The 11,184-nt window shown below is 28.1% G+C and carries 11 protein-coding genes; 7 read left to right on the plus strand and 4 right to left on the minus strand.

Translation table 11 applies throughout. The features are described 5' to 3' along the window. Window positions 1-2 precede the first annotated feature (2 nt). From atpC to T364_RS0105020, 6 genes are all read left to right on the plus strand, one after another. Window positions 3-410, plus strand: a complete 408-nt coding sequence (gene atpC, locus T364_RS0104995; RefSeq protein WP_027128597.1) for an ATP synthase F1 subunit epsilon — start codon at window positions 3-5, stop codon at window positions 408-410. Window positions 411-588: 178 nt separating this feature from the next. Further along, window positions 589-1,767 carry a DUF3798 domain-containing protein gene (locus T364_RS0105000; protein ID WP_027128598.1) on the plus strand — a complete coding sequence of 393 codons (1,179 nt, stop codon included), beginning with the start codon at window positions 589-591 and terminating at the stop codon, window positions 1,765-1,767. 132 nt (window positions 1,768-1,899) lie between these two features. Next, a complete protein-coding gene (locus T364_RS0105005) occupies window positions 1,900-3,495 on the plus strand; it encodes a sugar ABC transporter ATP-binding protein (RefSeq protein ID WP_027128599.1) in 1,596 nt (531 codons plus the stop codon). Continuing rightward, window positions 3,495-4,520, plus strand: coding sequence for an ABC transporter permease subunit (locus T364_RS0105010; RefSeq protein WP_027128600.1), 1,026 nt, complete (start codon window positions 3,495-3,497; stop codon window positions 4,518-4,520). The genes T364_RS0105005 and T364_RS0105010 overlap by 1 nt, the downstream gene beginning before the upstream one ends. Before the next feature lies 1 nt (window position 4,521). After that, window positions 4,522-5,634, plus strand: a complete 1,113-nt coding sequence (locus tag T364_RS0105015; RefSeq protein ID WP_027128601.1) for an ABC transporter permease subunit — start codon at window positions 4,522-4,524, stop codon at window positions 5,632-5,634. Further along, window positions 5,634-6,005: a DUF6672 family protein gene (locus tag T364_RS0105020; RefSeq protein WP_027128602.1), complete on the plus strand. Its 372-nt coding sequence runs from the start codon at window positions 5,634-5,636 to the stop codon at window positions 6,003-6,005. The genes T364_RS0105015 and T364_RS0105020 overlap by 1 nt, the downstream gene beginning before the upstream one ends. 95 nt (window positions 6,006-6,100) lie before the next feature. Here the strand turns inward: T364_RS0105020 and T364_RS0105025 are convergent, their stop codons facing one another. Genes T364_RS0105025 through T364_RS0105040 form a run of 4 tightly spaced genes read right to left on the minus strand, consistent with a single transcriptional unit; the run spans window position 6,101 to window position 9,141 of the window. Beyond that, the gene (locus tag T364_RS0105025; protein ID WP_035945393.1) at window positions 6,101-7,015 is read right to left on the minus strand and encodes a dihydrodipicolinate synthase family protein; all 915 of its coding nucleotides are present in this window, start codon (window positions 7,013-7,015) and stop codon (window positions 6,101-6,103) included. A gap of 21 nt (window positions 7,016-7,036) precedes the next feature. After that, window positions 7,037-7,711 (minus strand): N-acetylmannosamine-6-phosphate 2-epimerase, encoded by a 675-nt coding sequence (locus T364_RS0105030; RefSeq protein ID WP_027128604.1) that lies wholly within the window; start codon window positions 7,709-7,711, stop codon window positions 7,037-7,039. A 28-nt stretch (window positions 7,712-7,739) separates the two neighbouring features. Beyond that, window positions 7,740-8,195 (minus strand): NanQ anomerase/TabA/YiaL family protein, encoded by a 456-nt coding sequence (locus tag T364_RS0105035; protein ID WP_027128605.1) that lies wholly within the window; start codon window positions 8,193-8,195, stop codon window positions 7,740-7,742. A 34-nt stretch (window positions 8,196-8,229) separates the two neighbouring features. Further along, window positions 8,230-9,141, minus strand: a complete 912-nt coding sequence (locus tag T364_RS0105040; RefSeq protein WP_035945395.1) for an ROK family protein — start codon at window positions 9,139-9,141, stop codon at window positions 8,230-8,232. A gap of 378 nt (window positions 9,142-9,519) precedes the next feature. On the opposite strand from T364_RS0105040, the gene T364_RS0105045 reads away from it, so the two are divergent. Continuing rightward, a complete protein-coding gene (locus T364_RS0105045; protein WP_027128607.1) occupies window positions 9,520-11,055 on the plus strand; it encodes a sodium:solute symporter family protein in 1,536 nt (511 codons plus the stop codon). Window positions 11,056-11,184 lie beyond the last annotated feature (129 nt).

The following is an 11,184-nucleotide window of genomic DNA, read 5'->3' on the forward strand; positions in this document are numbered from 1 at the left end:
ATATGGCGAACTTTAAATTAGAAATAATAACTCCTATAGGAAAAAAGTTTTCTCAGGAAATTGAATTTGTGAAAGTTAGAACAACAGAAGGAGATATGGGTATTTTATCTAATCATGCTCCTTTTGTATCAGGATTACAACCTGAAGAAATATCTATAAGAGTAACTAAAGGAAAAGAAATAAAATATTATATATCTAATGGTTTTATAGAAGTTAGCAATAATAATGTTACTATTATAGTAGACGAAGCATTATTACCAGAAGAAATAGATATTGAAATGGCAAAAAAAGAAGTTCAATTAGCTCAAGAAAAATTAAAAAAAGTTAATGAAGATAAGCAAATTATGATTGTTCAAAAAACTTTACAAGATGCTCTTATGAAGGTAAAAATAGCTGAGAAATTATTATAAATTAATTAAAAAGAAAGGAGTGAAAGCTCCTTTTTTAATTAAGAAAATAGAAGATAGATGTTGACATTTAAATCAACAAGGAGTATAATAACACTCAATAGTAATTATGTCTATTAGTTACAATAATACTAAAATTTTAAACAGTATTAAAAAAATATTTTAATTAGGAGGGAGAAATATGAAAAAATTATTAGTTTGTTCTTTTTTACTAGGATGTTGTTCACTAAATGTCTTTGCAGAAGATTATCATATTGGAGTAGTAAGTGGAACTGTATCTCAATCTGAAGACTCTTTAAGAGGAGCTGAAGCTGTAGCAGCAAAATATGGTAGTGCAGCTAATGGAGGAAAAGTAGTTCATATAACTTATCCAGATAATTTTATGCAAGAAATGGAAACAACAATATCTCAAATAACAGCTTTAGCAGATGACCCTAAAATGAAAGCAATAATTATGACAGAAGCTATTCCAGGAACTGTGGAAGCTTATAGAAGAGTAAAAGATAAAAGACCTGATATTATCTTATTAGCTAATACAGCTCATGAAGACCCAGAAATGATAGCTGATGTTACAGATTTAGCATTATATCCAGATTCAATAGCTAGAGGATATTTAATAGTTAAGGCAGCAAAAGAAATGGGAGCTAAGAATTTTGTTCATATATCATTCCCTAGACATTTAAGTTATGAAATGTTATCAAGAAGAAGAAATGTAATGAAAGAAGCAGCAAAAGATTTAGGAATGGGATTCTATGAAGTTTCAGCTCCAGACCCAGTAAGTGATGTAGGAGTAGCTGGAGCACAACAATATATACTAGAGCAAGTTCCAAACTGGTTAAAACAATATGGTAAAGATACTGCTTTCTTCTGTACTAATGATGCTCATACAGAACCTTTATTAAAAAGAGTAGCAGAAGAAGGAGGATATTTTGTAGAGGCTGACTTACCATCTCCAACAATGGGATATCCTGGAGCTCTAGGAATTAAATTTACTAATGATGAAAGAGGAAATTGGCCAAAAATATTAAAAAAAGTAGAAGATGTTGTTGTTAAAAAAGGTGCTTCTGGAAGAATGGGAACATGGGCATATTCATATAACTTTGCTTGTGCTTTAGCAATGGCAGATCATGCTGTTAATGTAATAGATGGAAAAACAGATATATTAGATTTTGATGCTGTTATGGAAACATTAAAAGCTAATACTCCAGGAGCTGGATGGAATGGAAGTTATTTAGTTGATAGTGATGGAATTGAAAGAGAAAACTATATTTTAATATATCAAGATACTTATGTATTTGGAAAAGGATATATGGGAATGACTCAGCTAGAAGTTCCTGAAAAATATTTTGATGTAAAATAATAAAAAATAATAAAAATGAAAGATATGACAAATATAGATTAATCTATATTTGTCATATTTAAATTTTTAAAAAATTTAAATAAAATTTATAAATATTTTATTTGAGTATTTTAAAAATGAAAGGTGGGATTAATGAGTAAAAGATTACTAGAAATATCTAATCTATCTAAATCTTTTGGAGAAAATACTGTTTTAAGAGATATTAATCTAGAAATAAAAGAAGGAGAAATAGTAGGATTAGTAGGAGAAAATGGTGCTGGTAAATCGACATTAATGAAAATTATATTTGGAATGCCAGTAATAAAAGAAACAGGAGGATATAATGGAACAATAAAATTAGAAGGAAAAGAAATTAATTTTAATAGTCCTTTTGATGCTTTAGAAGCTGGAATTGGAATGGTTCATCAAGAATTTTCATTAATACCAGGGTTTTCAGCTGGAGAAAATATTGTTCTTAATAGAGAAAGTACAAGACAAAGTTTTTTAGAATTATTGTTTGGTGAGAGAATAAAAGTATTAGATAAAAATGAAATTAAAAAAAGAGCTGAAGTAGCCATTGAGAATTTAGGAATTACGATTAATAGTGATGAATTTATTCAAGAAATGCCAGTAGCTCATATGCAATTTACAGAAATTGCTAGAGAAATTGAAAGAGAAAAAATTAAATTATTAGTTTTAGATGAGCCTACAGCAGTTTTAACAGAAGGAGAAGCTGATGTATTAGTTAAAACAATAAAATCACTTGCTAAAAAAGGAATTTCAATTATCTTTATAACACATAGATTAAACGAAATAATTGAAGCTTGTGATAAAGTAGTTGTATTAAGAGATGGAGTAATGATTAATTCTGTAGCAACTAAAGATACAAATGTAGATGAAATAACTAACTGGATGATAGGTAGAAATATAGAAGAAAATCAAAATGAAAAAATTCAAGAAGAACATTTAAAAGTAGAAGATTCTGAAGTTATTTTAAATATAGAAAATCTATCAGTAGATATGCCTGGAGAATTAGTAAAAAAATTAAATTTAAAAGTTCGTGAAGGTGAAATTTTAGGGTTAGCTGGAATGGCTGGACAAGGAAAAATAGGTGTTGCTAACGGAGTAATGGGACTATATTATTCAACAGGAAAAGTTACATTTGAAGGACAAGATATAAAATTAAATGACCCAACAGACCCTTTATCTAAGGGAATTTTCTTTGTATCTGAAGATAGAAAAGGTGTAGGATTACTTTTAGATAAATCAATAGAAATGAATATAGCTTATCCAGCAATACAAATAAAAGAATTATTTTTAAAGAAAAAATTTGGTTGTTTAAGATGTATGGATAAAGAAGAAATAGAAAAAAATGCAGCTAAGTATGTAGAACAACTAGAGATTAAATGTATGAGTTCTAAGCAAAGAGTACAAGAGTTAAGTGGAGGAAATCAACAAAAAGTATGCTTAGCAAAAGCTTTTACAATGGACCCTAAGTTAATGTTTGTTTCAGAACCAACAAGAGGAATAGATGTAGGAGCTAAAAAATTAGTTTTAGATATCTTAAAAAAATATAATAAAGAAAAAGGAACAACAATAATAATTACTTCTTCAGAGGTAGAAGAATTAAGATCTATTTGTGATAGAATAGCAGTAATAAATGAAGGAAAAGTAGCTGGAATATTATCTCCAAAAGCAAATATAATAGAGTTTGGTAAATATATGACAGGAATAGGAGGAAGTAATTAATGAATCTAAAAAAATATATAAATACTTTTGGATGGCCAAGAATAATTATAGGATTATTCCTTATAAGTATGTATGTGGCTTGTCCATTTATAGGATTAAATCTGGGAGCAGCTTTAAGTGATACTCTTGTAAGATTTGGAATGAACGTTGTTTTAGTATTATCATTAGTACCTATGATACAAGCTGGAACTGGATTAAATTTTGGAATGCCTTTAGGAGTTGAAGCAGGACTTTTAGGTGCCGTAATTAGTATTGAATTAGGTCTTGTTGGAATGAAAGGATTTTTAGTGGCTATAGTTGTAGGAGCTTTTTTTGGAGTTATATTTGGATGGCTTTATGGAATAATTTTAAATAAAGTTAAAGGTGGAGAAATGATGATAGCTACATATATTGGGTTTTCATCAGTTGCTTTAATGTGTATTATGTGGTTAATTCTTCCGTTTAAGAGTCCTGATATGATATGGGCTTATGGTGGAGAAGGATTACGTACAACAGTTAGTGTTGAAAATTATTGGCATGGAGCTTTAGAAAAAGCTTTACATCTTGAAGGACTTAAATTACCTATAGGAGAAATACTTATTTTTACTATAATAGCTTTATTTATTTGGATATTCTTCCAAACAAAATCAGGATTAGCTATGAAAGCTGTGGGAACAAATGAAAAATTTTCAAAAGCTACAGGAATTAATATAGATAAAGAAAGAATAAAATCTGTTATTTTTTCTAGTGTTTTAGCAGCAGTAGGAATTATAATATATGAACAAAGTTTTGGATTTGTACAATTATATTTAGCTCCATTCTATATGGCTTTCCCAGCTATAGCAGCAATATTAATAGGAGGAGCTTCAGTTAATAGAGCCACTATAGTTAATGTAATAATAGGAACATTTTTATTCCAAGGAATATTAACAATGACTCCAAGTGTTGTAAATGCAATAATAAAAACTGATATGTCAGAAATAATAAGAATAATAGTATCAAATGGAATGATATTATATGCATTAACAAGAAAGGGGGAATTATAATATGAAAAAAAATAATTTATCAAAAATTTTACTAAGTAATATAGTTCCTATAATAATGTTAACATTAATCGTTATAGCTTTTCCATTATCAGGGTTAGGAGTTATATCTACAGCTCAGGAAATGGTAGAAAGACTTTCAAGAAACCTTTTCTTAGTTTTATCTTTATTAATACCAGTTGTAGCAGGAATGGGATTAAACTTTGGAATTGTTCTTGGAGCTATGGCAGGTCAATTAGCTTTAATATTCATAACTGATTGGCAAATAGTAGGAATGCAAGGTATATTTTTAGCAGCAATAATTTCAATACCATTATCAATAATTTTAGGAATAATTGGAGGAACTATTCTTAATAGAGCAAAAGGTAGAGAAATGATAACATCTATGATTTTAGGTTTTTTCATTAATGGAGTTTACCAATTAATAGTTTTATATGGTATGGGAAAAGTAATACCTCTTACTGATAAAAAGTTATTATTATCAAGAGGATATGGAGTAAGAAATGCTATAGATTTAATAGATATTAGAAAAGTATTAGATAGTTTTTTAACATTAAAAATAGGACAAATAGAAATTCCTATATTTACATTTTTATTAATAGGGCTTTTAGGACTTTTTACAGTTTGGTTTAGAAAAACAAAATTAGGACAAGATATGAGAGCCATTGGACAAGATATAGAAGTAGCTAAAACAGCTGGAATTGATGTAGATGGAACAAGAGTAATAGCTATTGTTATTTCAACTATATTAGCTGGATTTGGTCAAATAATTTATCTTCAAAATATGGGAACAATGAATACTTATAACAGTCACGAACAAATAGGAATGTTTTCAATAGCAGCTCTATTAGTTGGAGGAGCTAGTGCTTCTAAAGCTAATATAATAAATGCTATTAGTGGTGTATTTTTATTCCATATGTTATTTATAGTATCTCCAAATGCTGGAAAAAATTTAATGGGTTCTGCTTATATAGGGGAATATTTTAGAGTATTTGTATCTTATGGAGTTGTTGCTTTAACATTAGTACTACATCAAAGAATAAGAGAAAAAGAACAAGAAGAACAAAGAAGAAATGCTATAGAAGGAAGTTATCAAAATGTGGAAGGTGATAAATAATGAAAAGAGTAATTAGTTGGATAATTGTATTATTTATCACATTATTAATATCAGTTATGTTATTTTTTACAGGGAAACTTCATAAGGCTATATTGAGTGCTGGAAGAAAAGGAATGGAAGGAATACCTAAAGAAATACAATATAGTATAGATAAAGAACCTTTTAAAAAGATAAGAGCTACTAAAAAAGCAGCTGTAGACATAAAAGGAGTAAATCATATTATTGTAATAAAATATAAAGATGAACAAGGTGAAACAAAAGAAATTACTAAGAAATTTAAAGCTAAAATAGGACAAAGAGAAAATTTAGACCTTGTAAAATTATTAAATAATGATGAAAAATGGATAACTTATACTAAAGAAAAAAGATAAAAAATTAAAAGGCACTATTTATATAGTGTCTTTTTTTATAAGTAAGAAATAAAAAAAGAGGTTAAATTCTTAACCTCTTTTTAAAATTTAATTAATTAGCAATATTTTTTTATAGCTTCGTCTATCATTGCAGCACAAGCTTTTACTTTTGGCATATCTTCTTCAACTAATTCAGGTAATGGATTTCTTACGCTTCCACAATCTACACCTTCACGTTGTTTTAATATTTCTTTCATTACTGCATATAAGTTTCCTTTACATCCACACATAGCATAGATTATTGAACAAGCATCATATTGGATTTCTCTTGCTTTTGCAATTTCACCTTTTTTGAATAATTCTTCTATTTTTAAGTATAATTCAGGCATAACTCCATAAGTTCCACCAATTCCTCCGTCAGCTCCCATAGCTAAACCAGAAAGTAATTGTTCATCTGGACCGTTGAATACAACTTTTCCTTCTCCTAATTCAGCTTTGAACATTTGGATATCTTGAACTGGCATTGAAGAGTTTTTAACTCCTATTACTCTAGGGTTTTTCATCATTTCTTTTAATAAAGACATTGTTAAAGAAACTCCAGCTAATTGAGGAATGTTGTAGATTATGAAATCTGTGTTAGGAGCTGCTGCTGACATATCATTCCAGTATTTAGCAATTCCGTGTTCAGGTAATTTGAAGTAAATAGGTGGGATAGCTGCTATAGCGTCTACTCCTAAAGACTCAGCATGAGCTGCTAATTCTTGGCTATCTTTTGTATTATTACATGCAATATGAGCTATTACAGTCATTTTTCCTTTAGCTATTTTCATAACGTTTTCTAAAACTAATTTACGTTCTTCAACGCTTTGGTAGATACATTCTCCTGATGAACCTCCAACATAAACACCTTTAACACCTTTGTCTAATAAGTGTTGAGTTAATTTTTGAACTCCTTCAACACTGATATTTCCTTCTTTGTCATAGCAAGCATAAAAAGCTGGTATAATTCCTTGATATTTTTCGATACTCATTTTTTCCTCCTTAATATATTATTATTTTGTCATTTCAGTTACGAATTTTTTAGTGATTTGTTGAGGTCTAGTGATAGCTCCTCCTACAACAACTGCATAAGCTCCTAAATCTAAAGCTTTTCTAGCTTTTTCAGGAGTATCTAAATTTCCTTCTCCAATTACAGGAATATTAACTGCTTTAATTACTTTTTCTAATTCTGTAAGTGGATTATTTCCTTTTGTATATTCAGTATATCCAACAAGAGTAGTTCCAACTATATCAAAACCTAATTTTTCACAATTAACAGCTTCTTCTACACAAGAAATATCAGCCATAAATAATTGATTAGGATATTTAGCTCTAACTTCTTTCATAAGTCCTTCTAAAGTATTTCCATCAGGTCTTTCTCTTTTTGTTCCATCTATAGCAATAACATCTACTCCTTCAGCAACTAGTTTATCAATTTCTTTAATTGTTGGAGTTATATAAACAGGATTATCTCCATAAACTTCTTTTATAATTCCAATGATAGGAAGAGAAACATTTTTCTTAATTTCTTGAATATCAGAAACAGTATTAGCTCTAATTCCAGAAGCTCCACCAACAAAAGCAGCATAAGCCATTCTTCCCATTATGAAAGAACTATGTAATGGTTCATCAGGAAGAGCTTGACAAGAAACTATTAATTTTCCTTTAACATCCTCAAATTTACTCATAATTAATGCCTCCAAATATTATTTAAAATTATACTAAAACTTTAAAAATTACTTTTCTAATTTTTTTAACTTCATTAACTTTTACAAGAGCCATATGAGGTTCATTAGGGAAGAACATAACAAATCTTTCAGGAGTTAAGTGGAAAAAGTTTTTAACTTCTCCTTCAAATAATTCATAATCTCCTTCAGCATCATACTCTTTAGTTAATTTCATTTCTGGATTAGGAGTAAATCCTAAATTTTCTTCTCCATCTATAACAACATGAATATCTATATATTGTTTATGTCCTTCAAAAAAAGCATCTTTAATTTCTTTTGTCATTGGATAATCAGGATGATTGAAATATACATTATCTCCATCTATAACATTTTTACCAACAACTCCATCTTTATATTTTCCAGATAAAATGTAATCAATAGCAGTATCTAAATTTTTTGAAATTCCTTTATATTGAGCTAAATCTTTAATTTCTCCATATATCATAACACATCACTCCTTTATAATTGATTTAAACTTTTTATAATATTCCAACCTTTTTTAGTAATAAATATTCAGCACCTAACATACCAGCATTATTACCTAATTCAGCAAATTTTATTTCTAAGTTTTTCTTATAATTTACTCCAAGTTTACTATCTAAACTATCTTTAAATTTATTTAAAAGATAATCTCCTTGTTTAGTAACTCCTCCACCAATAATAATAAGAGTTGGATTAAATATATAAGTTATAGTACTAAGTCCATCAGTAAAATAATCTACCCATTCTTTTATAACTTCGACGAAAATAGGTTCATTTTTTCTTTCTTTATCAAAAATTTGTTTACCATTATAAATTTTACCTGTTTTTTCTTTTGCTAAAGAAACTAAAGCTGTTGCCGAAGCATATCTTTCATAACAACCTTTTTTTCCACATAAACATTCTTTACCGTTTTTTTCTATTTGAATGTGTCCAAATTCTCCAGCAACACAAGAAGAACCTCTAAATATTTCTCCGTTTAATACAATTCCTCCACCTATTCCTGTTCCTATTGTAACACAAATAAAATTATCTTGTCCTTTTCCAGCTCCAAGCCATTTTTCTCCAAGAGCAGCACAGTTAACATCATTTTCTAAAACAGCAGGAAGATTAAATTCTTTTTCTAATTTTTCAACAAGATTAGTCCCTATCCATCCAGGGATAATTGGATTTCCTCCTATAACTTTTCCAATACTACCATCTATTTGACCAGTACCAGAAACTGCTATACCAAGAATATCATTTGACTTTAAATATTTAGAAACAATATTGCATAATTTTTCAAAAAGAACCTCAATACCTTTAGAAGCCTCTGTTTCTACTTCACCATTTTCTAAAATATCTCCTTCAATAGATAAAAGTCCATATTTTATCATTGTACCACCAATATCAATACCGACTATTTTTTTCATTGATTTTTCTCCTTTAGTCATTAGAAAATTTATAAAAAATTATGTACTCGTGTACAATATAATAATAACTTTTTATATAATATTTGTCAATGGTTTTTTATTTTTTTTAGTACATTTTTTTTAAAAAAAGTTTATTTTATTCTAAAAAAAATAAATATAAATTTATATAATTGGTTATAAATCCTTAGAGTAAAAGTAAAAAAATAAAATAAAAAAAATCAAAAAAACTAAACTAAAATGTATAAAAAAAAAGTTTTTTTTCTGAAAAAGAACAACTGTTTCAAAAAAAACAGTTGACAAAATCAAAAAAATAAACTATTATTAAATTATACTTAGGTGTTCTCGTGAACAAGAAAATAAAAAATAGGGAGGTCAATTATGTCTTGGCATTGGTTTAACTGGGTTGTAATAGCATTATATTTTATTGGTATGTTTATGGTAGGAGTATACTTTGCTAAAAGAACTACTTCTACAGACGATTATTTTAAAGCAGGAGGAAGGGTTCCAGCATGGGTAACAGCTTGTAGTATTTATGCAACAGCACTTTCTTCAATTTCATTTATAGCAATACCTGCTTCTGTATTTAGAGGTGGATGGCTTTTAGGAATGGCACCTATAGGAATTATTTTAATGGTTTTATGGGCAGCTTTAGTATTTGTTCCATTTTTTAGAAGAGTAAATGTAACTACTGCTTATGAATATTTAGGAAAAAGATTTGATAATAAATTTAGAATAATAGGAAGTTTAGCTTTTATATTATTCCATATAATAAGAATGGCAGTTGTATTATATTTACCAACATTAGCTTTACAACAAGCATTACCAAGTCTTAATCCAGTAGTATTAACAGTTGGTGTAGCAGTATTTTGTGTAGCTTATACATCAATGGGAGGAATAGAGGCTGTTTTATGGTCTGATGCAATTCAAACTATAGTATTATTATTAGGAGCATTTTTAATAATAATAATGGGATTTTCTGCTGCTCCAGAAGGTGTAGGACAAGGATTTAAAGCATTATCAGATGGTGGTTTAATTTTAAATGCTGATTTCTTCTCTTTTGATTTAGCAAAAACAAGTTTATGGGCTATGTTAATTGGAGGACTTGTAAACTCAATTTATTCATATGTAGGAAGTCAAGATATAGTTCAAAGATATAATACAACAAAAAATGAAGCTGAAGCTAAGAAAAGTTTATTTATCAATATTCCATTATTATTAACAAGTATATTTATATTTGTTGGAATGGGTTCAGCTCTTTATATATTCTTTAATTTTGGAAATAAATTACCAGAAACAATAAATGGAAACGCAATATTACCTTATTTTGTAATTAAATATATTCCTACAGGAATTTCAGGATTAGTATTAGCAGCTATATTTGCAGCAGCTCAATCAACAGTATCTTCAAGTTTAAACTCTGTATCAACTTGTATGACAGCAGATATCTTAGAACAATTAAGACCTGATATGTCAGACAAACAAAAACTTAACTTTGCAAAAGGTTCAAGTTGGGTAGTAGGAATAATCAGTACAATATTAGCTGTACATTTCTTATATGCTGGTCAAGGAGATATGTTCTTATACTTCCAAGCAATTACAGGATTATTAGGAGGACCAATAGCTGGAGTATTCTTAGTTGGAATCTTCTTTGATAAAGTAAATACAAAAGCTGTTTGGGTAGGATTTATAGCTTCTGTATTAGTAGCTACATATTTAGGAAATCCAATGGGATTACTAACAAAATTAATACCAGGATATACTACTCCAAAAATATTTGAATTCTTAATTTCTTTAATTATAATAGGAAGTAATGTAATAGTTTCATTAATAGCTTCATTATTTACAGGAAAACCAACATTAGAAAATATAAAAGGTTTAACTTATTCAACAGTAAAAGATATGGAATCAAGATAATTTAAAAAATATTAATTAATGAGGAAAGGATTAATTTATTTATAAAATTAATCCTTTTTTTTATTTTTTTGAAAAAAATATAAATTTATACTTTAAATAAAGAAAAGTTGATATTTCTAATTTTAAGAT

It is taken from the genome of Fusobacterium perfoetens ATCC 29250 (assembly GCF_000622245.1).
Lineage (GTDB): Bacteria > Fusobacteriota > Fusobacteriia > Fusobacteriales > Fusobacteriaceae > Fusobacterium_B > Fusobacterium_B perfoetens.

What these genes read in the sequence shown, in the direction of transcription:
- T364_RS0105025 (WP_035945393.1), bottom strand. Translation starts at nt 7,015, where the DNA reads ATGAGTATCGAAAAATATCAAGGAATTATACCAGCTTTTTATGCTTGC.
- T364_RS0105035 (WP_027128605.1), bottom strand. Translation starts at nt 8,195, where the DNA reads ATGATATATGGAGAAATTAAAGATTTAGCTCAATATAAAGGAATTTCA.
- T364_RS0105000 (WP_027128598.1), top strand. Translation starts at nt 589, where the DNA reads ATGAAAAAATTATTAGTTTGTTCTTTTTTACTAGGATGTTGTTCACTA.
- T364_RS0105020 (WP_027128602.1), top strand. Translation starts at nt 5,634, where the DNA reads ATGAAAAGAGTAATTAGTTGGATAATTGTATTATTTATCACATTATTA.
- T364_RS0105030 (WP_027128604.1), bottom strand. Translation starts at nt 7,711, where the DNA reads ATGAGTAAATTTGAGGATGTTAAAGGAAAATTAATAGTTTCTTGTCAA.
- T364_RS0105015 (WP_027128601.1), top strand. Translation starts at nt 4,522, where the DNA reads ATGAAAAAAAATAATTTATCAAAAATTTTACTAAGTAATATAGTTCCT.
- T364_RS0105040 (WP_035945395.1), bottom strand. Translation starts at nt 9,141, where the DNA reads ATGAAAAAAATAGTCGGTATTGATATTGGTGGTACAATGATAAAATAT.
- T364_RS0105010 (WP_027128600.1), top strand. Translation starts at nt 3,495, where the DNA reads ATGAATCTAAAAAAATATATAAATACTTTTGGATGGCCAAGAATAATT.
- T364_RS0105005 (WP_027128599.1), top strand. Translation starts at nt 1,900, where the DNA reads ATGAGTAAAAGATTACTAGAAATATCTAATCTATCTAAATCTTTTGGA.
- atpC (WP_027128597.1), top strand. Translation starts at nt 3, where the DNA reads ATGGCGAACTTTAAATTAGAAATAATAACTCCTATAGGAAAAAAGTTT.
- T364_RS0105045 (WP_027128607.1), top strand. Translation starts at nt 9,520, where the DNA reads ATGTCTTGGCATTGGTTTAACTGGGTTGTAATAGCATTATATTTTATT.